The sequence below is a fragment of the Thalassoglobus sp. genome (assembly GCF_048270125.1).
In the GTDB taxonomy this organism is placed as follows: Bacteria; Planctomycetota; Planctomycetia; order Planctomycetales; family Planctomycetaceae; genus Thalassoglobus.
The window spans coordinates 1-26,157 of sequence record NZ_JBLWTN010000018.1 but is presented as its reverse complement, the minus strand read 5'-3'; the positions used below and the strand labels follow the sequence as shown (position 1 = coordinate 26,157).

General features: G+C 50.0%; 17 protein-coding genes. 9 read left to right on the top strand and 8 right to left on the bottom strand.

Annotation, left to right across the window (positions count from 1 at the left end; translation table 11 throughout):
* Positions 1-214 precede the first annotated feature (214 nt).
* Positions 215-3,133, bottom strand: a complete 2,919-nt coding sequence (locus tag ACN0YR_RS17505; RefSeq protein WP_417850527.1) for a hypothetical protein — start codon at positions 3,131-3,133, stop codon at positions 215-217.
* 540 nt (positions 3,134-3,673) lie between these two features.
* Here ACN0YR_RS17505 and topA point away from each other — a divergent pair.
* A complete protein-coding gene (topA, locus tag ACN0YR_RS17500) occupies positions 3,674-6,382 on the top strand; it encodes a type I DNA topoisomerase (RefSeq protein WP_417850526.1) in 2,709 nt (902 codons plus the stop codon).
* Between the two features lie 191 nt (positions 6,383-6,573).
* Positions 6,574-7,140: a YqgE/AlgH family protein gene (locus ACN0YR_RS17495; protein WP_417850525.1), complete on the top strand. Its 567-nt coding sequence runs from the start codon at positions 6,574-6,576 to the stop codon at positions 7,138-7,140.
* A 42-nt stretch (positions 7,141-7,182) separates the two neighbouring features.
* On the opposite strand, the gene ACN0YR_RS17490 is transcribed toward ACN0YR_RS17495, so the two are convergent.
* The 4 genes from ACN0YR_RS17490 to ACN0YR_RS17475 all read right to left on the bottom strand — a co-directional run bounded on the left by ACN0YR_RS17490 (position 7,183) and on the right by ACN0YR_RS17475 (position 12,310).
* Positions 7,183-7,947, bottom strand: coding sequence for an isoprenyl transferase (locus ACN0YR_RS17490; RefSeq protein WP_417850524.1), 765 nt, complete (start codon positions 7,945-7,947; stop codon positions 7,183-7,185).
* Positions 7,948-8,047: 100 nt separating this feature from the next.
* Positions 8,048-9,592, bottom strand: a complete 1,545-nt coding sequence (locus ACN0YR_RS17485; protein ID WP_417850523.1) for an ABC transporter permease — start codon at positions 9,590-9,592, stop codon at positions 8,048-8,050.
* A 49-nt stretch (positions 9,593-9,641) separates the two neighbouring features.
* A complete protein-coding gene (locus ACN0YR_RS17480) occupies positions 9,642-10,586 on the bottom strand; it encodes an ABC transporter ATP-binding protein (protein ID WP_417850522.1) in 945 nt (314 codons plus the stop codon).
* A 26-nt stretch (positions 10,587-10,612) separates the two neighbouring features.
* Positions 10,613-12,310: a hypothetical protein gene (locus ACN0YR_RS17475; RefSeq protein WP_417850521.1), complete on the bottom strand. Its 1,698-nt coding sequence runs from the start codon at positions 12,308-12,310 to the stop codon at positions 10,613-10,615.
* Between the two features lie 594 nt (positions 12,311-12,904).
* Between ACN0YR_RS17475 and ACN0YR_RS17470 the strand changes: the two genes are divergently transcribed.
* The 7 genes from ACN0YR_RS17470 to ACN0YR_RS17440 all read left to right on the top strand — a co-directional run bounded on the left by ACN0YR_RS17470 (position 12,905) and on the right by ACN0YR_RS17440 (position 22,653).
* Positions 12,905-15,115, top strand: a complete 2,211-nt coding sequence (locus ACN0YR_RS17470) for a hypothetical protein (protein WP_417850520.1) — start codon at positions 12,905-12,907, stop codon at positions 15,113-15,115.
* Positions 15,116-15,172: 57 nt separating this feature from the next.
* Positions 15,173-16,099 carry an ABC transporter ATP-binding protein gene (locus tag ACN0YR_RS17465; RefSeq protein WP_417850519.1) on the top strand — a complete coding sequence of 309 codons (927 nt, stop codon included), beginning with the start codon at positions 15,173-15,175 and terminating at the stop codon, positions 16,097-16,099.
* 275 nt (positions 16,100-16,374) lie between these two features.
* Positions 16,375-17,436 (top strand): protein arginine kinase, encoded by a 1,062-nt coding sequence (locus ACN0YR_RS17460; protein WP_417850518.1) that lies wholly within the window; start codon positions 16,375-16,377, stop codon positions 17,434-17,436.
* Between the two features lie 119 nt (positions 17,437-17,555).
* Positions 17,556-18,824, top strand: a complete 1,269-nt coding sequence (gene ribA / locus ACN0YR_RS17455; RefSeq protein WP_417850517.1) for a GTP cyclohydrolase II — start codon at positions 17,556-17,558, stop codon at positions 18,822-18,824.
* Positions 18,825-19,221: 397 nt separating this feature from the next.
* Entirely contained in the window at positions 19,222-19,548 is a 327-nt protein-coding gene (locus ACN0YR_RS17450; RefSeq protein WP_417850516.1) for a hypothetical protein, read from the top strand.
* Positions 19,549-19,649: 101 nt separating this feature from the next.
* Positions 19,650-20,315, top strand: a complete 666-nt coding sequence (locus tag ACN0YR_RS17445) for a carbonic anhydrase (RefSeq protein WP_417850515.1) — start codon at positions 19,650-19,652, stop codon at positions 20,313-20,315.
* Positions 20,316-20,664: 349 nt separating this feature from the next.
* Positions 20,665-22,653, top strand: coding sequence for a SulP family inorganic anion transporter (locus ACN0YR_RS17440; RefSeq protein WP_417850514.1), 1,989 nt, complete (start codon positions 20,665-20,667; stop codon positions 22,651-22,653).
* Positions 22,654-22,942: 289 nt separating this feature from the next.
* Here the strand turns inward: ACN0YR_RS17440 and ACN0YR_RS17435 are convergent, their stop codons facing one another.
* The 3 genes from ACN0YR_RS17435 to ACN0YR_RS17425 all read right to left on the bottom strand — a co-directional run bounded on the left by ACN0YR_RS17435 (position 22,943) and on the right by ACN0YR_RS17425 (position 26,036).
* A complete protein-coding gene (locus tag ACN0YR_RS17435) occupies positions 22,943-23,821 on the bottom strand; it encodes a hypothetical protein (RefSeq protein ID WP_417850513.1) in 879 nt (292 codons plus the stop codon).
* Between the two features lie 103 nt (positions 23,822-23,924).
* Complete coding sequence (locus ACN0YR_RS17430) at positions 23,925-25,322, bottom strand: glutamate decarboxylase (RefSeq protein WP_417850512.1); 1,398 nt, start codon at positions 25,320-25,322, stop codon at positions 23,925-23,927.
* Between the two features lie 291 nt (positions 25,323-25,613).
* Positions 25,614-26,036: a CorA family divalent cation transporter gene (locus ACN0YR_RS17425; protein ID WP_417850589.1), complete on the bottom strand. Its 423-nt coding sequence runs from the start codon at positions 26,034-26,036 to the stop codon at positions 25,614-25,616.
* Between the last annotated feature and the right edge of the window lie 121 nt (positions 26,037-26,157).

Below are 26,157 nucleotides of genomic sequence, written 5' to 3'. Positions count from 1 at the left end.
TTTGCGATCAGCTACGGGGACAGGCGTCATTTCATTGACAAAATCCGTTTTGTTCACCGGCACGAGAAACATTGAAGCTTCTGTCATTGCAAGAGGCCCAGCCAAAATTGGCTGGGCCTCTTGCGCTTTGAAAATTTGATGCGTTCTGACTCGTCGTGAAGTCTGTTTTTCCTGATGGAAAAGGTTCTACACGGAGACGAGAAAAGCGAATGCGTTAGCTTTCTTCCGGTGAGACCGAGTCTCTTTGATTCGCCAGAAATTGCACGTCGTATTTTTTCATCAAGTCACGTGCCCAGTTCAAGGCGTATTCATTCCGCAGCTGTTCTCCGAGGAAGAGATATGCAAACTGCTGACCTTGATTCAGGAAGTCTGAGCGCAGTTTGTTGACTTCGTCTGGAGAATCAGGTGTTCGGGTCTTGATTCGGACAAGGTAGTAAGCAGATCCGTCACGATTGGGAGCGACACCGACATCTTCGACGTTCAAGTCTTCGAAGACCTTATTGAAGAACCGCTCGCCGACATCTTCTGCTCCCGGGATGTTGGAGTACCTGGGCATGCCAGGTTGTTGTGGCTGAAACGGATTCGTGGACTGAGCAGCACCTTCGGTGAGCATTGTGAATTCACCAGTTTCACGGACTGTGAGAAAGAGGCTGTCAGGGTCACCGGTGACGGTTTCGTCTGCCAGAGCATCTGTCATCGGCTTATCACTTTTCAGTAACAGTTTTTGCAAAGCCTCGGCACGTTTCAGGGCGGCGGGAGCAGCCTGTTGCTGTTGCCAGACTTTGGTGACTTGCTGGCGAACGCTCGGTTCGTCATCGATCGTTTCTGGTGAGTAAGCTTCTTTGAAGCCTGTTTTCCAGTAAACAAACCGACTTTCGGATGCACCAAAGTCGCCAAAGTTGAATCGACGAGCCTGGTTGACGTTGAACAGCATTGTTGGAATTGACTGTTGCAGTTGTTCCACAACAGTTTGCAGCCCACGAGATGCCGCAAAGGATTGCACAAATGCTGATCCAATCGGATAGTCTTCCGAGGTTTGCAATTCGTTTAAAGTCAGGAATGGAGTTTCGATAAACTCGAGGTTGTTTTCCTCGGCGTATTTCTTGATTTGCTTTGTTGCCTCTTCGAGAGAGACGTAGTTTTCGTCGATTTTCCCTAACCGGTATTTTCCGGAGAGGTCTCTGACGAATTCGTAGGCCTCGTCCATCAGCGTGGTGATTTTGGCGTGTGTTCGTTCACGTAAAATGTCCTCGCGGAGCTCAGCTTTGAGAGTGTCGTCCAAGGCTGGAACATTTGATTCCGGAGCTGGAGGTAAATCGTCGTCACCGAGCGGATTTGCTTTCATTTCCGGTTTGGCTTCTGCCGGCTTGTCGCCTGCTTCGGGTTTCTTTTCCTCAGCTGGTGCAGCTTCCGATTCCGGTTTTTCTTCTTTCGGCGGTTCTGCTTTCTTTTCTTCTGCTTTTTTAGTCTCTGCAGGCTGCTCAGCATCTGTCTTTGGCTTTGCAGGCGCTTCTAAACTTTTTGCAGGATCTTCTGCATCTGCTTCTTTCGCAGCAGGTGCTTCAGGCGATGGGGCTTCTTTTGCAGGAGCTTCAGGTGCAGGAGCTTCAGTTTCTTTTGCTGGATCTTCAGGTGTTTCTGCAGGAGCCGGGGCTTCGCTTTTCTTTTCGTCATCCTGCAGGGAAACGAATTGAAGTTTCCCGAGTGGAGTGACTATCGAAGATTGTGATTTCTCGTCACCAGCAGGTTCGCTGGAAGTTTCTTCTTTGGGAGCCGCTTCTTTAGGGGCTTCAGGAGTTTCCTTGGCTGGCTCAGGTTTTGTTTCTTCCTTGGGAGCTGCTTCACTTTTGGGCTCTTCTGGAGTTGTTTCTTTCTTAGGCTCCTCTTTTGGAGGTGCTTCTTCTTTGGCAGGAGCCGGTTTCTCATCACTCTTTTCAGAAGGTGAGTCCTCGGTGCTTTTGGCTGGGGTCGCGGCTTCAGGCGTCTGGGGACGTACGGGCAATGCAGGTGCTGGGATCGCTGACGAGCCTGTTGATGGCATGGCTCCTGCAGGAGCAGAATCAGGGACTTCTCGAAGGTATTCGTCTTCGTAGCGTTTCTGGATCTCTTCGTCGGTCACTTCGCCGACAGTCGCTTTGATGTCATCAAAGACTGCTTCCAGATAAGCAAGTTCCATTTTTGGCATCTGATAGAAGCCAGGGCGACCCTCTTCCGGGCGACCTTCCGGGGTGAATCCTGGAAGATTTTTGTTGTATTGGTTGAGAAGAGCCTGGAGTTCTTCGTCTGTTGGCTTGACTGAGTCAGAGACAAAGCTGCTCACAGGAATTGAGACAAGCTCTGCGGTTTGCTTAACGTGGAGCTTCTGAAAGAAGTTCCAGTCGTTTTGCGGCGTCAGTGGGGTCTGGCTGCTTAAAATTGGGTCACTTAAAAGGCGAGCGGCCTCTTGAGAGAGAATTTCTTCTCGTAGAATTTCGATCAGCGAGGTTTCTGAAACACGGAGCGTCTTGCGGATTTTTGAAAATTCAGGACCGGTCAGCTTGCCGCCAGAGATTTTGGTGATGAATTTTTTGACGACGTCATCGGAGATCGACATCCCCATCTCGGTCGCTTCCCGTCTGAGGACTTCACCGAGGACAACATCTTCTGAGGTGATTTCTCGATTGCGATTGAATCCGAACAGATTTTGTTGAATCCGCTGTGCTGCTTCAGTCAGGGCCTGTTGTGCTGCTTCGCTTTCGTCGTTGTCAGCGATTCCGGCTCTTGCCGCCATTTGCACAAAATTGTTGGCGATCTGCCGGTTTTGCATCAACTCGTTGAGTTCGGAACTTTTGAGGTCTCCGCCCTCCATTGTCACAGCGTTCGGTTCTCTACCGGCCCAAATCATGGCGAGTCCGAGAGCAACCCCGATGACGACTCCCGTCAGTCCCCAGTCGGCACCTTTTCCTCGACTCAGCCCGGCGAGCCAAAAAATTCCGCCTACAATTGCCGCAAGGAAGACGACCACGAGCGGCATTGGCATGTCACGCGGGTCTTGAATTGCACCGAGCAAAACGAAAGAAATCATCGCCAGGCCGGTCGTGACGACCATCAGTACGCGCTGGTGACGTCGAAAAAGGGAGAAAGGAGAACTCATCCGTGTGCCTTGTTGTAACGTCTTGAGAAATTAATTTTCGCGATTGTGAACGAAATGAAAATCAAATTTCCGTTGTGATTTCTGAACTCTCATCCTACGCTCACTTGACAATCCCTCAAACGATTCCGTAATCACAGGGCGAGGAATCTACTTTTTTAAGTGAATCAAGGTTAGTTCAACTTTCATTTCATCACTAATTAGAGGAAATGAAAGTGAATCTGAAAAGAGTAGGTCATTTATAACAGTCGGCATTTTAGCTGGGACAGAGTGTGTGGCAACCCCAGAGTGAATGCTCGCGATTTCGTAGAATGGTCGGACGTCGACTTTCGGTGAAGAACTGAATTTCTCACCGCGCCGTCAGGCAAAGGGACATGGAATGTCCGACTCCCCAACAACTTAAAGCTGATACCGAGAGACTGGATCTGGTCCTTCAAGCACTGAGGAAGTCCTTCATCGTCGAAGTTTCCGAATAGGGACTTAGCGTCTTTGCCTTTGGCTGATCGGTCAAAGGTAGAACTGAATTATATCATTGGATATCGAATGGTCGCTGCGAAGAAGAAGAAAGCACTCGTCATAGTGGAATCCCCTGCGAAAGCCCGAAAAATCGCGGGTTTTTTGGGGAGTGACTACGAGGTTCGTGCCAGCATGGGACACGTGCGAGACCTGCCTGAAAAAGCTGCGGACATTCCGGCAGCCATGAAAAAAGAGGCATGGACCCGACTGGGGGTCAATGTCGAGGAGGAATTTGCGCCTCTGTATATTGTCTCTCCAGCTAAGAAGAAAGTGGTCAAAGAGCTCAAGGACTTACTGAAAAACGCTGAAGAACTCATCATCGCGACGGACGAAGACCGCGAAGGGGAAAGCATCGGTTGGCATCTGATTGACCTGCTAAAGCCCAAAGGTCCGGTCAAACGCATGACCTTTTCCGAGATCACCAAGAAGGCGATTCTCGAAGCGTTGGAGAATACACGTGAAGTCGACATGAATCTTGTCGAAGCGCAAGAAACGCGGCGTATTCTCGACCGTTTATACGGATATACGCTCTCGCCACTGCTCTGGACGAAGGTTCGCCGAGGATTATCTGCAGGGCGTGTGCAAAGCGTCGCTGTCCGTGTTCTGGTACAGCGGGAACTCGAACGACGCGCATTCCGAAGCGGAACATATTGGGATCTGAAAGCGGCGCTTCACATCGGTGAAGAAAGTTTCGATGCTCAACTCTGGTCAGTCGATGGGCAGCGAATTGCAACCGGAAAAGATTTCGATGAGCACACCGGAAAACTCAAAGATGGCTCAAAAGTCCTTCTGCTCGATGAAGAGCCTGCGAAAGAATTGCAAAAGAAACTTCTCGGCACCAACTGGGAAGTCAGCAAGGTCGAGCATCGTACTCAAACGCGAAAACCTCCGGCACCGTTCACAACAAGTACGCTTCAGCAGGAAGCAAACCGTAAGCTGAATATGTCGGCGCGGGAAACCATGCAGGTGGCACAACGTCTTTATGAAGACGGAAATATCACTTACATGCGTACTGACAGCGTGACGCTCTCGCAGGAAGCTGTCACCGCGACGCGCGCCCGCATTGAAAGCAACTACGGAAAAGATTTTCTCAGTGACGAAGTCCGGCAGTATTCCAATAAGACGAAAAATGCCCAGGAGGCCCACGAAGCGATTCGTCCTGCTGGAACAGAAATGAAAACAGCCGACGAACTTGGGCTCTCCGCCCGGGAAGCCAAGCTGTACGAAATGATCTGGAAGCGAACCATGTCAACGCAAATGGCAGAGGCTCAGCTCCGATTTGATACCGTGACCATTACGGCGGATGAAACTGAATTCCGAGCGACCGGTCGAAAGGTTGTCTTCCCCGGGTACTTCCGAGCATACGTTGAAGGCTCCGATGACCCGGAAGCGGCACTCGAAGATCAAGACTCCATGCTTCCGGAAATGAGCGAAGGAGCCGGACTCAAGTGCAAGGATGTCGAGTCGCTCAGCCACGAAACCAAGCCTCCTGCCCGATATACAGAAGCTTCTCTGGTCCGCAAACTGGAACAGGAAGGGGTCGGTCGACCGAGTACCTACGCCAGTATTATCGGAACAGTTCAGGATCGAGGGTATGTTCGCAAGGTGAGCAACCAACTTGTCCCAACGTTCACCGCTTTGGCTGTGACTAATCTGTTGGAGAAGTATTTCCCACAGATGGTCGACTTGCAGTTTACTGCTCAAATGGAACAGTCACTGGACGATATTTCGAACGGTGAGGCGGAGAAAATTCCGTATCTGTCCAAGTTTTACTCGGGTGAAGAAGGCTTGGGGCATCAAGTTGAATCGAAGAAGGAAACGATTGATCCTCGCGAAGTATGTACATTGCAACTGGACTCACTTTCGTCCGCTGTTCGTGTCGGAAGATACGGTCCGTTTTTAGAAGCGGAATCTGACGGTGAGACATTCAATGCGTCTCTTCCAGAGGATATCGCTCCTGCTGATCTTGATAATGAGATGGCAGAGAAGCTCATTGAATTGAAAAAGCAGGGACCACAATCTCTCGGAATGCATCCCGAAGATGGTTTGCCTATTTTTGTTCTCTCTGGTCCTTTTGGTCCGTACCTGCAACTGGGTGAAGTCGTTGAAGGTGCAGAGAAAAAACCGAAGCGAGTGTCGATTCCGAAGAATGTCGATCCGACCGCAGTCGATCTCGATCTGGCGATTCAATTGCTGTCTCTCCCCAGACGAGTCGGGCATCATCCGGAAGATAACAAAGTTGTGAATGCGGGAATCGGTCGTTTCGGTCCGTACGTTCAACACGCGGGAAAATATAAAAGTCTGCCCAAAGAGGATGACGTTCTGACTGTTGGACTGGATCGCGCCGTCGAACTCCTCAAGTTGGCGAAAACCCGTTCCGCACCGACACCGATCAAAGAGCTCGGTAACCATCCGGAAAGTGAAGAGCCGCTGGCGATTTTCGAAGGTCGCTACGGTCCGTACGTCAAGTGCGGAAAGCTCAACGCTACGATTCCTAAAGACAAAGATCCGCAAGCTCTGACTCTCATTGAAGCTGTCGAACTGATCAACGACAAGGCAGCCAAAACCGGTAAGAAAGTCGGCAAGAAAAAAGCTCCGAAGAAGAAGAAAGCTGCTAAGAAGAAAGCAGCAAAGAAGACTACAAAAAAGAAAACGACTAAGAAGACAGCAAAGAAAAAAACTGCCAAAAAGAAAACGACTAAAAAAGATGACGCGGGCGAATCAAGTGAGGATTAGCTGAGAGTAGTCGTTCGTCTTCGGCTTTGATTTCAATAAGATTTAAAGTCGAATCTGTTCTTAATTGGACTTCATGAATACAATCAAGGAGGAGTCTGTTTGGGGATTGTCTTTCATTGATCCCCTGAAGGTTGAAGCTTCGTTCCAACTTGTCGGTCACAACCACTACGTTCCCTTAAACACATTGAAGAATGTTGAATCCTCTGCGCGGAAAATTTTTGGTAGCAGGAGATCAGCTACGTGACCCGACTTTTTTTAAGTCGGTCGTGCTGATTGTCGAACATGGTCCCGATGGCTCGATGGGGTTGGTAATCAACCACCCCTCGCCGTTTACTGTGTCTCATGCTTTACAAGGAAACTTTGACCTGCCTGAAAACCAGGAACTGGTTTATGTCGGGGGGCCAGTTGAGCCGGAGGCACTCTTTGTTGTTCACAATTCTTCCGCCCTCGATCCGTCGGAAATGCCCATTGTTGAAAACGTCTACATGGGCAGTAGCGCTGAAGTCTTCGAAGACATTCTGCAAGTGGCCATCGAGGACCCGCAGGAGTTGATCTACCGCGTCTTTGCCGGTTGCTCAGGTTGGGGCCCGGGCCAACTCGAAGGTGAACTGGCTCGGGGTGACTGGACGGTCGTTCCAGCCGATGAAGAAACAGTCTTTCATCCTGACCCTTACGCGATTTGGGACACCCTGACCGCAAAAGCTAAACAGACCAGAAGACTGCTCCCCATCGATTGCGATCATCCCGAGTGGAACTGATCTGGGTGAAGCTGACCCTGAAGTCTGAGTTTGTCGCCTTGGCTATTTCTGATTGAGTCCGCCGAAGCGGCGGTCGCGGGCTGCGAAGTCTTTCAGGGCTGCAAAGAGTTCAGGCTGGCGAAAGTCGGGCCAAAGTGTTTCCGTCACCCAGAGTTCGGCGTAACTGATTTGCCAGAGCAGAAAGTTGCTGATTCGCATTTCCCCAGCTGTTCGGATCACCAGATCGGGATCGCTCATGTTAGCAGTATAGAGATGCTCAGAGACGGTTGACTCGTCGATCTCGTCGGTTTTCAATTCGCCGGTACGGACTTTCTCGGCGATGCTTCGCACTGCGTGGACAACTTCATCACGAGCACCATAGTCGAGTGCCAGACAAAGCTTCATGCCGGGGTTGTCTTGGCTCAATTCAATGGTCTTGTTCACTTCTGCAAGGATGTTCCGTCCAATTCGGTCTGTTCGTCCGATGGTTTGAAACTGAATGTCCTGCCGCATGATCTCATCGCGTTCAGCAACAACATATCGTTGAAGCAGATTCATGAGTAAATCGAGTTCGGGCCGGGGGCGTTTCCAGTTTTCACTGCTGAAGCAGTAGAGAGTCAGTTGATCCATTCCGAGCCGGGCGCATTCTTCAACAATTGCCCGTACGCTATGGACTCCACGGCGATGCCCTTCAATGCGTGGCAAGCTTCTTGATTGAGCCCAGCGTCCGTTGCCATCCATGATGATGGCAATATGCGAGGGGAGTTTTTCTGCGCAGAGTCCCAAGGATTCCAGATCGTCAGGTGTATAAGGCGATTCGACAGCCACAGTTGTTATCGTTCGATTAATAAAGCAGGTCAATGAAATGAAAATCAGCGATTGATTTGCATCTTGACGAATCGAGAACAGAAGAGCAATTGCGAATTCGCTACTCGCCCGCGAGTTCGACCAATCGTTTCCCGATCTGGAGATGTAGCGGAATTAATATGATTATCGAAACGAAACTTCCAATGAAAGCGAGGGCACCGATCTCCCCTGGGCCACCGCCGATTGCGAGGCAGCCCACGCCCATGACGTTTCCCATAAAGATCACAAACCCGGATGAAAACAACGCAATTGGCCAGATTGCCCACTTCTGAGTGACTGCCAGGTAAACCGAACAGTGGATGGCGATCAGTGCTTGAAGTGTGAAATATGTTATGACCAGTAATACTTCAAGTTCACCGAGAATGTCTCCTATAAGCTCAAGAAATTTTTCTCCCAGGAAAATGGTTCCCAGGAAGAAGCAAAAGGTCAACGGGAGTAAAGTTGTGAGTCCGCCTATTAATTTCGAGTAGATGATTTCAGACTCTCGTCGAGGAATCAGCAGGAGAATTGACCAGGTTTGGTTGGAGAGTTCCTGTCGATATAAGCGAGTCGCCATGATTCCCAATTCGAGAAACAGCAGATAGAACGACCATGCGAGCAGGCTGTAGCCCATGGCTACAGTCAATGAGGACCACCCTCCGTACGTCATGACCGCGAAGCCGATCATGAAGATCAGATACAACAAAGTCTTGAGTAACAGGAAGACCGCACCTCCGCCGAGCAACTGGTAATCTTTCCAGACAATTGCCGCCTCCCAGACCCGGCCGCGTCCCTGCCCCTGCATCCGTCTTCGGAGTCGGTCAAAGTAATTCAACGATCCCGGCTCTTTTTCGTTACATGTACATCGGTCGAAAATCGCCCAGGTCACCGCCATCAAGATCGCCCCGGCAATCAGATTGCCAAGAATTTGAGTGCTTATCCAGGTCGAACCGGATGTCCCCATCATCAGCCCAAGCATGACGCGAAATCCGTTCATGTCGCTGAGCATCATCGAGAAGGAGATGATCGCGTCGACGATGAAAAAGCCTTGCTGGTTGCGAAAGGCTGCAACGAGAGCCGTTGGCAGAAAATGGTGAAGTATCAGAATTCCACCAGCGAGCCCACAGGCTCCGGTTGTCGTCGACATGATCACCGAGCAAAAGAGTCCGATGCTTCCAACGAAAAACAGGTGAGCAAACAGGGAGATGTAAACAGCGATCACCTGATCAATCAGGATGCCTCCCAATGTGACCGCGAGGACTGTGAATGGGATTTGTATGCACAACAGCAAAAACGCCCCAATCATGCGCGGCGTCCATTTTCCGAGAATCAGCGAAGTTGCCCCGACGCCTGCCATCTTCAGCAAGCTGAGGGTCCGTTCTTCTTTTTCCTCGGTAATCGCTGTCGCAAAAAATGCAGTGCCAAGAATGGTGATGAAGAAGTAATTATAGAGGCTGACAGAACGGAACAAATCCAACCCGGGCGCTCCGCGGGTCGCCCAGTCTCGCTGAAACGTGATCAACGTCAGGAGAATAAATCCGGCCAGAAGAACACGCGCGAGGTATCCTCGCAGCAAACGAGAATCAGTTTGCAACGCACGTCGAACAAGGGCCAGAAATTTGTTCATCGTTCACCATTGGACAACGTGTGAACAGTTGCTGTAAGTCGCTACGTCTCTAATTCCGGACTCCACGTTCGGTAAGGTCCATGAATGCTTCATTGAGATGTCTTTGGTCCCGACCGAAGTTGATGATGTTGCAACCCAAGGCAATCACATCACCGAGGAATCGATTGCTATCAGTCAGAGTGGGGTCGAGTTTGACACGGACGTCGGATCGTCCTTCCATCGGGTGAATCGAGATGACACCGTTGATTTTTGAAAGTGTTGCTTCAACTTCATCCGCCGGAAGATCAACACGAATCCGGAATGTTGGTGTTTCGGTCTTTTCATCGAGCAAGGCTTCCATGGGGCCGCTGTACTTCGTTTTTCCACGATCGATGATTGTCACGCTATCACACAATTCAGCCAGTTCACTGAGGATGTGGCTGCTGATGAAAATGGTCTTTCCCATCCTCCGAAGTTCGCGAAGGATTTCCATCAGCTCGATTCGAGCACGCGGGTCCAGTCCGGAAGCAGGTTCGTCGAGTAAAAGTAAATCAGGGTCGTTCACGAGAACGCGTGCGAGGCTCACTCGCTGTTGCATCCCCCGGGAGAGTCCTTGGATGAAATCGTCTTTGCGACCATCCATATCTGTGAGCGCGAGGACATCACCGACGATGCGGTTTCGTTCTTTCAAAGAAAATCCGTAAGCTGCTCCAAAGAAATCGAGGTACTCGAAGACGGTCATCTGTCGGTACATACTGAAGTGGTCAGGCATGTAACCGATGCGGCGACGAATTGCTTTAACGTTGCTTCGAACATCGTAGTCGAAAACGTTGATCTGCCCCATTTGCGGTTTCAGCAATGTGCAAATCAACTTGAGCGTCGTCGTTTTTCCGGCTCCGTTGGGGCCAACAAATCCGTGAAGTGATTGTGGCGCAACCTGAAATGTGATCCCATCTAAAGCCCGGTGCTGTTTGAACAGATGGCTTACATTTTTGATATCGATGACGTGTTCCATAGGATTCCTGGCAAGGGGGGGTGTAATCAATCTTGCGATTCATTCATGACGTCGTTCATGTCAAATCGGAATGCGTAAATGACTCTTCCTCGCTGTTGTGGAGAAATTTCTCCTTTGGCGAAAAAATCTTTATGAAGATCTGTTGTGAAGTAGACATGAACCTGACTGTTTTTCAGGTCTCCGTTGAGAATCTCGTCTTCGTTCAGGACTCCGAGATCATTGGCGATGACTGGCCAGAGGACCTTGTCGAATGTTTCATCGCTCTCTTCTCTGGGACTGTTTCTGCGTCTGAATGGATTGAATCGCAGCGACTCATAATCCAGATATTGCGAGAGTGGTTTTCCCGAACCTTGGATTTGGTATGTCTCATCGATGCGTTTCAACTGATAGAGACGATCTCCAAGGATCGCAACACTTTGCGAGATTTCTGGCCAACTTGATCCGGAGGGGAGGGCGAGTTCAAACTCCTTGAGGGTCTCCTGAAATTTGAGCTTCCGAACTTCAGGGCGAAAGCCTTCATGTTTGACGACTCCGGCGTGTAGGACCGTGCGATTCGAGAACGATGGGACTGCGGAGCTTAAGATGCCAACAGGTTGGTTGATCGCAAAACCGCGTACGGACTCGGAATGCTGACCAGTCGAGACTATGCTCGAGTCATCTTCGAAATCAATTTGGTAGGTTCCGCCGCTGGTCACAAAAAGATTCATCCACTGTTTCGCAATCCAGCGACCTGGTGCTCCGGGACGGACAATGGTCATGCAGTTGATTGTGGTTTCTTCTCCATAGCCACGTTTACCGATTGAGTGAAACCCAAAGCTAAAGAGTCCGACAGTTAAGAGAATCACGCCATATGTGATTCGAAAGTCGCCTTTCTTTCGTCCGAGTAGCCAGCATCCCGGAAACAGTATCAGCAAGTAGATGATTGAAAGAAAGTAGATCAACGCCCAATTGTGATCCGGAGTGGTGATCGATCGCAGTTGCGAAAACAGCGTGGCGGATGTACTGAGGTTGTTGGTTTTTAAGTTTTGGATTTGAGAAGGCTTTTCAAACTGAACAGGTTTCAGCGAACGTGTGACCGAGCCATACCCGACAGGAAATGAGCTCGATGGCTCATTGAGTTCAGCAAGGAGCTGTGAGAACTCTGGATATTCTCCAGCGCTATCTGCCACGAGAAACAGCTTTCCACCTTGGTAAATCCAGTCTTTGAAAGCTCGCGCCTGCGGTTCCTGCCAGCGGGGAACATGGTCAAGCACGACTGTGTCTAACGATTTCAATACGATTGCGCTGGAAGGAAATTCATCGTCGCTGGCGGCGAGCAGTGAGCGCCCCTTGCTGGAGGCACCCTCCTTGAGGAGTTCGATTTTGAGAGGTCCGTTGCGGCGACGCGGGGAATCGATATCGAAGCTGTCCCGGCTTCTGGGGAATCGACCCCACTCGAGTTTGAATTCCGACAGGCTCGGGATGAAAACATAAAATTGGATCTGCCTTTTGCCGTACGGTTCCAGAAAGAGGTCCTGTTGCCAAAGCGGAACATCAACTCCCTGAAAACCGAGCAGGGGCTTCAGCCAAACATCTCCCTGCCAGGGTTTCTCGGAATTGTTAAAAACTTCAACCGTCAATAAGTTGTGTTCTTCAATCTCAACCTGATTGTCGAAGTTCCACTTTGGCTTTCCTTCGACTTGAAGCTCAGCTTTGGCCGTGCAGGGGGAACTCAACAGAGACATGACCCCAACCAGCACAAACGCCGACCTTCGGACACATCTCAAAAGTAGAGAGCAGAGCACGTTCTTTGAGATGTGGAATTGAGTGAAAATCATGAATCTGTTCACAGTTTACGTATCGGTAAGTTTTGAATTAACTGAGTCTCTCATACAATACTGGGAGTTGGGAAATCTGTATACCTGGCGACTTCAGATTCACTCATTTTCGAATTCAGCGGCCCTGACACTCACCGAAGCGAGCAGCAGAAAGAAAATTCCCGGGAAATCCTCACTTGGGACCATTGTCCCGAGCGAGCCAGTCAGGACAATAATTCTGTCTGACAGAGAGATTTTTCTTACCACTCGCCGAAAATGCTCTCAATTGCAACACTCTGTGGACTGATTCTAGTGCGTTGATCGCATATCATTACGACATTCATTTCTCGCCTGTTTGGCGAATCATATTTTTATTCGACCTAGTTTTCACTTTATTTGGTTTTTTTCGTGCAACTTCGATCAACTGATGTTCAGGGACTCCGGACTGGATTTCATGAGCAGATGGGCTCTTTATGGGGAGTCCTTCTGTTTTCGGGGGCTTTTCTCTTTTGCAGCTTTCTGATGATTCAGAGTACAGCGCTGGCTGCAAATGGGGAGACCGCAGTCGAAATCCAGAACGTGAAAATTGGAATTGATGGATACTTCCATGTGGGACGCTGGGCACCCATCGAGTTTGATGTTGTATCGACGGCGGAGACCGTGCAGACGCTCACCCCACAAATTCGTGTCGCTGACCCGGATGGTCATGGTGTGCTCTCCCGGTTGAAAGAGTTCAAGAGTGGGGGAACCGTTCATGTTCAAGGGCTCTTCCGTTCAGGGAAACTGTACGCCCCGGTGACGATTGAAATTCTTAATGGCGAAAAGATCATCGCTGAACTGGCAATTCGAGTGGATCGCAACGATGAAGTTCGGTGCCTGAAGCAAAGTGCTCATCTTTGGCTTCTCGATGGAGAGCAGCCTGCATTTCAAGCTGCAGCGGAGAACATGAAGGAGATTCAGTCTGGGTCGATTCATGCCGCTCCGTTCGGCGAGTATGCCGCTGGGATCTTCGATCCTCGAGCGCTGGAACCGGTCAACTTGATTGTGTTGAATGGAGACTCAACTCTCAGCGAATCGTCGTCACTGGCGATTCGAGATTGGGTCTATCGTGGTGGTCGACTGGTGATTTGTATCGGCGAGGATGGAGAGAGTCTTCGTTCCAGTCCCATCTCATCCTGGTTGCCGGTCCTTCCGCAAAATGAAATTCAAATCCGGAATCTCAGCGGCTTCAATCAATGGGTTCCCGGAAGCAATCCGATGCGGATGCTCGATACGGTTCCTTGTGCAGTGTTTTCATTAGATGAAGGTCAAACTCTGGCTTCGGATTTCGGTAACGCCCTGGCGATACGATCGGCGTGCGGGACTGGTTCTGTGACAATGTTGGGAGTCCGTCTGGATCAACGACCGTTTAATAACTGGAGCTCCCGTGCCGAGATGGCAATGGTACTGGCAGATTTCGAACCGAGTTGGACGGCCAGCACAACGGCCAAATCCTCTGGCGTGAACGCGGGGTTAAGTCCGACTGGAATTTCTGATTTTCAAACTCAGTTGATTCAGGCTCTCGATCATTACGATGTCATCAAACGCCCCTCCTATTGGGTTGTCATTGCATGGAGCAGCGTCCTCATCCTGATTATTGGACCGTTGGATTATTTGATCGTCCATCGCCTCGCTAAACGTCCGCAACTTACATGGATCACTCTTCCTGTCTGGTTGGGCTGTATCACGCTTTGGTCGTACAACTCTGCATTCTCAATCAATAATACGGAACAACAGTCGCGGCAGATTGAGATACTTGATGTCGACTTAACGACAAATACTGCGCGGGGGCGGTCTTGGATGAACTTCTACAGCACGCTCACTCGTCGCTATAAAATTGAAGCGGATGTCGATACGGATTCCACCCTCTTTGCAGATCCTCAGGCTGAAGAGACTCAAGCAGATTTTTTGAAAACCAGTTGGATCGAGCGTCCCGAATCGAGCTACCGGGGGATGTATCGAACCGGGGGACTTGAGTCTCGAAAGGCGGCTTACCACCTTTCGTCGGACGATCGAGAGATTAAAGATTTGCCGGTTCGAGTCTGGTCAACAGGCTCAGCCGGGACAGAGTGGGAGCTTGAAGTGGACCCGTCTCGATTCGCGCAAACACGCTTGCACGACCCCGGTAGCGGACGGCTCACCGGTTCGTTCACTTACCAGGGTTCTGAAGAACTCACCGGGTGGTTTGTCGCCTACGGAAACTTCGCCTATTTTCCGCGAACGGAAGGTGGCGACTCTCATCAACCGCTGCGACCGGGGGATCTCTTCGAGCTGAAAAATGCTCGATCAAACATGCTCAAGGGCTTGCTCACCGGGTTGACGCACTCTTCGATCTTTCACAGCGATGATAGAAAGCAGCATACCTCTCTTGTGAATCGTGAACTCTACAATTCCCTCTCACGCGATCCTTTTCCGATTCTCAGGACACTTTCGTTTCATGACATTACGGGAGGGCAGTCTTACACAAAACTCACAAACGACTCCCTTGATTCTCTCGATCTTTCCGATTCGTTGAAACTCCATCGAGCTGTACTATTCGGAAGATTGAAAGCTCCCGTGACAAAATTTGCGCTGAACGATGACGAACTCACTTACGAACAACAGGAATCAGTCATTCGCATTATCATGCCCGTGGAGTTCGAACTGGCAGATCTGAGTGCGCCGCCTGATCCAACATTGCTGAGGGTGAAGTAATCCTTCACGCAGTCCATTCTCATCTTGCTCCTCTCTGTTTGACAATACGGTGACTCTGTGATCGAAACGATCAAACTCACAAAACGATATGGCGACTTGATCGCTGCGAATGAAATCTCCATCAAGCTGGATCAGGGGGATGTGTTTGGATTCATCGGCCCAAACGGTTCCGGTAAAACCACGACAATGCGGATGATTGCAACGTTGCTGAATCCGGATTACGGAGAGTGCTACGTTTGCGGGCAATCGATCTACACGAACCCGGAGGAGATCCGTCGCCTCGTCGGGTACATGCCTGACTTCTTTGGTGTCTACGACGACATGACCGTCATCGAGTACCTGGAGTTTTTCGCATCGACTTACCGTATCAATGGACCGAATCGTCGTAAGATTTGTGAAGAGAAACTCGAACTGGTTGATATGTCCTTCAAACGTGATGCGATGGTCAACCAGCTATCGCGTGGTCAGACTCAACGTATCGGACTTGCGAGAACCTTACTGCACGATCCACAAGTCTTGCTGCTCGACGAACCGGCATCCGGGCTGGACCCTCGTGCACGCATTGAGATTCGCAAGTTGTTGCGGCGACTCGGAGAGATGAACAAGACCATCATCGTCTCCAGCCACATTCTTCCTGAGCTTGCCGATGTCTGTACGCGAGTGGGGATCATTGAAAAGGGCAACATGCTCGCTGATGATTACGTTGCCGATGTCATGAAGAAAGCTCGTGAAGCGATCTTGCTCGAAGTCAAAGTGACGGAGAATCAGGAAAAGGCAGCGTCACTTCTTGAACAACAAGACGTTGTCCGAGACGTTTCAATGAGGGTTGATACGATCTTCGTAACACTCAAGCCCGGCACGGAAGACTACAGCGCGCTTCCCACGGTCTTGTTTGAAAACGGATTTCGAATTATTCAATTCCGGGAAGAAGAAGTGAATCTTGAAACAGCATTTATGGAACTGACCAAGGGGCTGCAACAATAAGCCTTCGCAGTCAGTAAGGCTTGTTGCCATCGCTAGAGCTTCTTGCGAACTGGTGTACAGGCTCTGTCACGTGGCGAACAGGCGTGAAAGTGATCTTCACGGGCGCAACAAGCATCAACAAATCGCGATTCAATCACCTTTCGTGAGTGAGAGATCTCAAACATTTCACGATCTACGAACTTCGTGAGATTCTTCCGTTGCGGGAATGTTGCCTGCACTGGACAATAGAGGAAATTACATCTTTGAGATGCGGTCGTGTCAGGAGAACATAAGCTGTGGATTTAGACGATTTGAAAGGAACAAGCGGAGAATGGCTTCGAGGGACCGGTCCAGAGTCAGACATTGTCATCTCGAGCAGAATTCGCCTGGCCCGAAATGTCGCTGACTTTCCGTTTCCGACAAGGACGGAAGAGGCAACTCAGCGGGAAATTGAGCATCTTCTGAAAGATCATATCGAGCGACTCGATTCTGGTCCGGGGCTCTCTTACATCAATATTGAAGATGCGAGTCCGCTGGATCGAACGTTTCTCGTCGAGCGTCAACTCGTCAGCCGCGAGCATTCAGAAGGAACAGGAGCCCGTGGAGCCTGTATCTCGCCGAAAGAGACCGTCAGCCTGATGATCAATGAAGAGGATCATCTCCGCATGCAAGTCCTGCGAAGTGGATACGCTCTCGATCATGCTTGGAGTGAACTCAACGAACTCGATGATCGTCTCGAAGAGCGTGTCTCGTTCGCCTTCAGCGACGAATTCGGCTATCTCACCGCCTGTCCAACAAATGTTGGAACAGGGATGCGAGTGAGCGTCATGCTGCATTTGCCAGCCTTGGTGTTGACCAAAGAGATTCAAAAAGTCTTTCAGGCAATGCACAAGATGAACCTGGCTGTGCGTGGTTTGTATGGTGAAGGTTCACAAGCGCTGGGAGACTTTTATCAAATCTCGAATCAGGTCACATTGGGCCGCTCCGAGGAACAGATCATTCAGAATGTGAAGCGGGTCATCCCGGATATTCTGGCATATGAACGACGTGCCCGAAAAGCATTAGTCAACGCCGATCGGCAGCGTTTGCACGATCAGGTCGCCCGCGCCTATGGCGTTCTCAGAAGTGCCCGACAAATCTCTTCTGAAGAGACCATGGAAAAACTCTCCAGTTTGCGAATGGGGATCACTCTGGGACTTCTGGACAACTTGGAGATGTCGACCGTCAACGAGCTGTTCATGCACATTCAACCGGCTCACCTGCAGAAGAATCGAGGGGAACTCCTGGAATCTTCCGAGCGGAATGTTGTGCGAGCTGCTTACTTGAGGTCACGGCTGGCAGATCCTCCACAAAACTGACATTCCTGCTGACTTTGAGAACTTTGCATCTTCGTCGTACTCCTCAGGGAGTGATCGCATATAATACGCCGAGTGTTGATCGAAGAAGCCGTTCTCTCTTAGACAGAAGTCATTTCCTCATGAATACCCTTGGACACGCAACAGCCACAAAAAATCTGGATGAAATTTTAACCCGCCTCAAAGAGGGGGGAATGGTGATTGTTGTCGATGCACAAGAAAGAGAGAACGAAGGGGATCTTCTGTGTGCGGCAGAGTTTATGACACCCGAAAAAGTCGACTTTATGATGCGCAGGGCTGCAGGGGTCCTTTGTGCTCCCCTCACTCAAGAAGTCGCTGAGCGGTTGCATCTCTCTCCTATTGTCGATCGAGACGCTAACACCTCAGCTCATCAAACTCCCTTTTTGATGCTGGTCGACCATCGCGAAGCAGGAACCGGCGTCAGCGCCGAGAATCGTTCCCGGACGCTCAAAGCGCTGGCTGATCCTCAATCGAAAAAGAATGACTTTGTCAAACCGGGACATGTGAGCCCATTGCTGGCCCGCGAAGGAGGAGTACTTCGTCGCGCAGGACACACCGAGGCAGCGATCGATCTGCTCAAACTCGCCGGGCTGACGCCTGTCGGCTGCATTATCGAAATCTGTAGCCAGCGTGGTTATGGAATGGCTGAGCTCGACGAGCTTGAAGAACTCTCGGCTGAGCACGACATCCCGATTATTACGATCGCTGACATCATTCAGCATCGACGGATTCGCGAAAACCTGGTGACCCGAGAAGTAGAAGTCAACATCCCGACAGAAGAGTACGGCACTCCGAAATTCATTGCCTATCAAGTCGAGCATGAAGATCAGGAACCGATTGCAATTGTCTGGGGTGATTTAGCCTCATCTCCCGCTCCATTGGTCCGCATGCATTCTTCATGTTTTACGGGAGACATTCTCGGATCATTACGTTGTGACTGCGGTGACCAACTCCACATTGCGATGCAAATGATCGTCAACGAAGGTTGTGGAGCGGTGGTTTATCTTCCTCAGGAAGGACGCGGAATCGGACTGACTGCAAAACTGAAAGCGTACGAACTTCAGGATCAAGGGCTCGATACGGTCGAGGCGAATCACAAATTAGGCTTCAAAGCAGACCTGCGCGATTACATGGTCGGGTTACAAATTCTCAAAGATTTGGGGCTACGGGAAATCCGCATCCTGACGAACAACCCCAAAAAAACAGAAGCCTTCGAAAACTGGGTCGACCTGAAAGTTGTGGAGCAGGTTCCACTGGTTGCTCCTCCTGAAGAGCAGCGAGCCAAATACTTGGAAGCCAAACGAGAAAAAATGGGGCATTTGCTCCCACCGTTGGGGGCCATCAAGGCCAAATCTGAAGCTAAGGAATAGCTCAAAAGACTCAGCCCTGCGTGCCGGGAGACCCAGCATCGCCAACTCGCAGTCAAACTGTAAGATGACTGCTGTTCGTTTGTTCAGAGTGTGGCAATTCTGGATGACTCGAGCACATTTTTGCGGCGATAAATGGTTCCAAATTGCACCATTGGTGGATTGGTGTTTGCTTTTTTGAACAGTCTGACCTGGATGGTTGGAGGCCGCAGCGACCCGCTTTCGTGAAATGTTCTGAGCTCAAGTGGAGGCGTTTTGAGGCAAATAATGTTTGGTTGTCATGAGAATATTCTGTGAAATTGATTGATTTCGTCTTGTTGAAAAAATGTGAGGTGCCGATAATATGCTCCTAGGGTTTCATCTCTAAAGCCCTTTTTGGCGGAAGCTTGTTTCACTGCGTATGATGGCACCATTCTTCAAACATTGGCTGCATTGCTTAGCTTTACTGCTGTTATTGGCAGGCGGGCTTCCTGCGAACGCGCTTATTGCCAGCCTTTCTCAGCTCCCAATTCGAACCAGTGGAACGACTGAGGAAGAGACTCGACATGTTGAAACCGCCGAACATATTGTTCGTCGAGTTGAAACGCGTCGACAAAACCGCTTTGCCGGGAGGATCGAGTCTGATCCCTGTTTGAAAAACACACGGTACTCCGCAAAGCAAACGCAAATTCTTTCTGTCCAAGGCCATCGCCTGGCCAATGGTCTTTGCGCACCAATGCTGACTTAGCATCAATTCCGCCGCCAGCGTCAACGTTTCTCGTTGCGCAATCGAAACTCTGTGGAATTGTTTTACTCAACACATGCTAAGTCATAGGCTCAAGGTGCATTATGCAAAAATTAATGACAGGAATTCACCAGTTTCAGGACAACATCTTCAGCGATCAAGAAGAATTGTTCACTCGCTTGTCACGTGGTCAGCAGCCACTTGCTCTCTTCATTACCTGCTCAGATTCAAGAATTTGTCCGAATCTTCTCACTCAAACCGAACCGGGCGAACTCTTTATCTTGCGCACGGCTGGAAATGTTGTTCCTCCCTATGGAGCAGTTCGGGGCGGCGAGGCAGCGACGATTGAATATGCAGTTTCTGTCCTCAAGGTTCGAGACATTGTCGTCTGTGGACACTCGCATTGCGGGGTGATGCAGGCGTTGCTGAATCCAGAAGGTAAAGGGAAGCTTCCAGCTGTGGACGAGCTTCTCATGCATGTGGAGTCGACGAAACGGATCCTCGAAGAGAATTACGCTTCGGTCGAAGATCCTCAGAAACGATTGACTCTCGCTATCGAAGAGAATGTTCTTGTTCAGTTGGAGAATCTAAGAACTCACCCTTCCGTTATAGCAGCTCTTTCCAGAAAAGAACTCAATGTGCATGGTTGGGTTTATAAATTTGAAACTGGGAAGGTTTTTGGATTCTCGCATAGAACCGGTCAGTTTGTGACAGTCGACCAAGCTGAAGGTCGGTCTCCACAAGAGCATCGTCAGCCCGTTGCGTCCTAGAGCACTGCCGTGCTTTTTTGTCCGTGAAGAAGCGGTTCTCTCAGGAGAATCGCTGAACTTCACGAGGCAGATTTTGCACGCCAATTCGAAAATTGCTCCAGAGCACTTTCGTGCATTTTGTGTTCGTGATGAATCAGCTCTCTCATGAGAATCGCTGGACTTTACGAGACAGATTTCACACCAGTTAGAAAACTGCTCTGGGCTTTGATGAATTGATTTCAGTGTTGCATGCCAAGGTATCTCGCCATGAGTGAGCAATCTTTCCGGTTGCTCAACGGCGTCTTGAATTGCGATCGAAATCTGAGTGTTCTCTTCTCGACCTCAAACTGAATCTATAGGAGTAATCCTCATGTCGACTTCTCAAAGCTCGAATAACCAACCCGAAGAAACCAAGTCGAACTGGAGGAGTGATCTTCCTTCCTCGATTGTGGTCTTTCTTGTCGCTCTTCCCCTGTGTATGGGAATCGCGATTGCCTCTGGTGTCCCTGTTAGTGCTGGTCTTGCTACTGGGATTATTGCCGGAATTGTAGTGGGCAGCCTGAGTGGTTGTGCACTCCAGGTCAGTGGTCCTGCAGCTGGCCTGACTGTGATTGTCTATGAAGTTGTCACTCGCCATGGCTTGGAAATGTTAGGCCTGGTTGTGCTGCTTGCTGGTATCTTCCAGTTAGCTGCTGCCACTCTTCATTTAGGGCAATGGTTCCGTGCTGTCTCACCTGCTGTTGTGAATGGAATGTTAGCGGGGATCGGTGTCATCATCTTTGCGAGCCAGTTTCACGTCATGCTTGATGACAAGCCGAAGGAATCCGCATTGGAAAATCTGGCAACGATTCCTGATGCGATTGCCAAAGCCTGGAAGGCTCCATCGTTTACAGAGAAAGACCGGCGACATGTGCAGCGAGAGTCATTGATGCAACTCGCTGAATTGCACCGTCAACAAGAAGTGATTCATGAAAAATTGACTGAGCGGTTGCCGAATCATAAAGAAACTGTTGTCGCCCCCGGTTCGGTGCAAGTCGACGATCTCATTGAAAGACAGGAATCTCTGATTGCAAAGACACAGGTTTTTGTGCAAGAGAGTCTGACGTTTTTCGAAGAGTATCCTGAGCGAGAATCCAAACTCTTAGCCGCAGAGGATCGTGCAATTCAAGCGATGTCTGTCAGTCTGGCTTTCCTTCGGTCAGACGATCCTTCTCAAGCTCTGAAAGTTGAAAAAGAGGCTTCGAACGCAATCTTGGCGATCGAGGGAGTTTATAAAAACCATGAGATGGCTGCGGGTGTCGGGATCCTGACAATACTGACTCTCATTTTGTGGGCGACATTTTCCTTTGGAAAACTGAAAATCATCCCCGGACCATTGCTGGCGATCCTTGTGGGAACGTCGCTCGCAGCCTTTTTAGAGCTTCCCGTTTTGTATGTCGAAATTCCAGACTCCATTTCCGAGGAGTTACATCTTCTCAGCTGGGCGACGCTGCAAGACGCTCCCTGGGGAGGTGTCATTGTTTCCGCTATTGTCTTAGCAATTGTTGCCAGTGCCGAAACGTTATTGAGTGCAACCGCTGTTGACCAAATGCACAACGGGCCGCGAACACGGTACGACAAAGAACTCTTTTCTCAAGGGGTCGGCAACATGGTCGCTGGATTCGTCGGAGGTCTTCCCATGACGGGAGTGATTGTTCGGAGTAGTGCAAACGTGCATGCAGGTGCGAAGACAAGAATGTCGGCAATCTTACATGGTGTTTGGCTTCTGGTATTCGTGGTGTTTTTGGGGACCATTCTCCGCATGATTCCGACTTCGGCGCTTGCAGCGATTTTAGTTTACATTGGCTATAAACTTTGTGACTGGAAAAAAGTGCAGAATTTAATGCAGTTTGGATGGGGGGAAGTCGCTGTTTACTTTGTGACAGTGATCGTGATCGTCGTTGAAGATCTCTTGATCGGAGTGGCAGTGGGGCTGGGACTTTCCATGTTGAAGCTGATGTTTTCTGTTGGCAAGTTGAATGTCACAATGAACCAACTTCCAAACAACATCGTCGACCTCAAGCTCTCAGGTGCTTCGACATTCCTGAAGATTCCTTCTCTTGCAAATCAGCTGGAACTTATTCCGCCTGGAACAGAAGTGAATGTTGATATTTCCGAATTGAATTATATCGATCACGCCTGCGTTTCGTTGCTGACCACTTGGGGGAATCAACACACTCAAACAGGAGGAACCGTGAATGTTGATTGGGAAGATCTGAAGTTGTTTGCTCGAAACGGGGTTCATGAATCTCAGACACCGGTCCCTGTTTCTGCTTCCATCGACCGACAAGTCGAGATTGCAGACCCAGCATTCAACTAGAGCAGTTTGCTCTACCGTTTACCCGTGTAGAACGCATTTCTCTAGAACTGATCCTGAAACTTGAAATTGCTCTCTCAAACGTTGAGAAAAGCGGCTATTCCAGAGGTTTTCGGACTGGTTCTAGTAAAATGCTGTTCGCCACGAGGCAGAACCTGCAAACCAATTCGAGAGATGCTCTCGTGCTCCATTTATAGCCCCCGGGTGACTCTCTCGGGGGCTATATAACTGCATAATAACTACTAACGATGCAGCGTGTTGACTGCAGACCAACTGTGGAAATTGCTCTCGGTTACGTAACTTCTTGAACTGCCGTTTCGGGAAGCATTAAGAGTGAACCGACGAAAAAGCAAATCGCGCCGAGTAAGGTGCAGAAAACTGAAATGGTCGTTGCTAATGGATTGGGAGTCTCAGAAAAGAGTGGGGCGAACAGCGCAGAGGTCATAAACCCGATGCAACCAAGCAGGTTGATAAAGACGATCCACCAAGAAAGACTGGCATGCGGCCACGACCACAAACTGTGACCCGCTTCGATAAACGCTAAATATCCCGATGCCAAAAAGAGGATGGAACCGATCACGTTCGGAGTCCAGACCCACAGGTCGATCTGGACCCACGTCAGGTTGGAAGACATCGCATTGAATGTGTTCATGTTGAACAACAGGGTTCCGATGAACTGTAAAGCACAACTCACCCAGCCGATCTCATGAGGTCTCCAGCCAATCAGCCTGCTGCGGCGTTCTCTTACTTCAGGGTCTTGGGAAGCTGGCAGCGGCGCGGCATTCGCTGCCTGATAAAGTTGAAGCCAGGCTGCGATTGAAAATGGGATCGAACCGGCAAAGAAGATGCGGTTGATGTCTGTTTCAGAGATGGCGACTTCAGCCGTTAAGCTGGGGAAGAGTATCAACGTGCTCGCCATTCCAAAACAACTCGCCCCGACAGCGAAGATGACCCCGATCCACCAATTCAAATGAGCCGGCAACCATAAGCACCGGAGCAGCAATTTTAACGTTGCTTCCGCTTTGAACCGCTCTGGGTTAGCCAAGCCTTTGCGATGGTGTCGAGACAGCCAGACTCTTGCCGGTTTGTCGGGATGGGTGAGTATCCCGCGCGTAATGAAGGGACCGAAGGAAACGGTTTCGACAAGCCTGGAATGGTGGATGGGACTCACTTCTCAGATCGTATCGTGAGAGGAAAAAATGATTGCGACGGAATACCGTGATGGGCAGCTGGGCTATGCTCGTTGTTGGAACTTCTGCGTGGCATAGTCTGTTTTAATGATGAAACCCACTATTGTGTTCTTCTGCAATATGTTTCGGTTCAGGGTGAAGTTGAAAGTGTTCTATGGCAGCCTGGATATCCTTGATGAGGAGCGACGCCAAGTCGCGACTGACACCATGCCGGACAAGAATACGCTGAATCACGACACTTTCTTGATTGGCGGGAAGTGAGTATGCCGGAACCTGCCATCCACGGGCATTCAGGCGTTCAGCTAAGCCGTAAAGTGTAAAGCCGGGATCAGTCCCTTCTTTCAATTTCCAGCAGAGGGCCGGGATGCCAACTGAACGGTCACCATTGTAAATCATTTCAAAGAGATTCAATTTCTCAAGCTCACTTGCGAGGTACTCAGCCGTGTCGTAGCAGGCAGAGTGAACCTTCTTGTAGCCATCCATCCCAAGTCGTAGAAAGTTGTAATACTGACAGACGACCTGTCCGCCAGGACGTGAGAAGTTCAAGGCGATGTCACGCATGTTGCCTCCCAGGTAGTTCACCCAGAAAACGAGATCCTCGGGAAGGTCCTCCATTTCTCGCCATACAACCCAGCCCACACCAAGCGGCGAGAGACCAAACTTATGTCCCGAAGTATTGATTGATTTGACTCGGGGGATTGTGAAATCCCACTCGATTTCTGGCGCACAAAACGGAGCGATAAATCCTCCGCTCGCTCCATCAACATGAATCGGGATGTCGAGCCCTGTGTCGGCTTGAAGTTGATCGAGCGCTTCAGCCACTGCTTTGACAGGCTCATACTGACATGTGAATGTCACTCCCATCGTCGGGACGACACCGATCGTGTTTTCATCGCAGCGGCTTAAAACTTCCTCGGGCGTCATGAGTTGGCGTCCCGCTTCCATGGGGATTTCGCGATGTTCGATATCCCAGTAACGCGTAAATTTGTGCCAGCAGATTTGAACGGGACCGGTGATTAAATTTGGTTTGTCAGTCGACTTCCCTGCAGCTTTACGTTTCGCTTCCCAGCGTCGCTTCATCGCTAAGCCGCCCAGCATCGCTGCCTCGCTTGAACCGACAGTCGAGGTCCCAACGGTGGAATCACCCGCAGGGGAGTTCCAGAGATGAGCGAGCATGCGTACGCAACGTTCCTCAATCTCAGCTGTTTGCGGGTATTCATCTTTATCGACCATATTCTTACCGATGCAATCGGTCATGAGTTGCTCGATTTCAGGCTCCACCCATGTCTGGCAAAATGTCGCCAGATTCTGTCGAGAGTTTCCATCCAGCATCAGTTCATCACGCACCGCAGCGTAGGCGTGTCGCGGATCATGTTCAGCCTCCGGGATTCGTGACTTAGGTAAACTGACAGACAAATCACTTGACGCATATAAGTCGTCGTCATTGGTGCTTTGATTGCCGTTTTTCTGATCAGATGACATATCGTTCAGTCCTCGGAGATTCTGGGTGTCACTCAGCGAATTTCATGCTCAGGCTGCCGTCGAGCTACGATACTCAATGCTCCCGTTGACCGTAAGAGCCGATCCAGAAAATGCTGGGCGCTAGAGCACTTTCGTTTTTTTGAGTCCGTGCAGCCTGTTCTTTTGGTGATAATTCACCCATCTCCACGAGACCGCATACATGCATCTTTGCGACGGAGTGGAAGGGGAGTGTGGCTGGGGACAACCTGCGTTCTTTGATTTTCGAATTCCGGAAGGGGCGTAAGTGGGCGTTTAGTCAAACCAGCCTTTTCGCCAGAGGTATCCGCCAGTCAGGGCTGCTGTTCCGAGCATTGCACCAATTACGACCAGGTAGCCGAGTGGCTTACCCATCGCTGGCATGTCGTTGAAATTCATCCCGTAGATTCCGGAGATCAATGACAATGGCATTAAAACAGCTGAGAGAATTGTTAAAAATCGGAGTCGATTATCGACTCGTCGCTGCAAGACTAATTCGTAATCGCGTGCAAGGCTAACGACTCTTGATTCTGCTCCGTCGATTAACTGCCCGGAGAGCTGTGTCAATTTCAACATGTCATGGTAAAAATGAGATTGTTCACTAACTCGAAATGCTTCTGACTCCACGGTTTGCAGTATGCCTGCACAGTAGGTGTGGTCATCATGAACTGCCGAATAATGGCTGACTTTTCTTCGCAGCGTTGCAATCTCTTGTGGATCAAGATTTTCAGGGACAGTAGGGTCCAGTCAACGTTACCCACATTTTTGGTTTATAGCGATGCTCCGCGGAGGATGAGGAGGAGCTTTTCCAGGCCGCGCC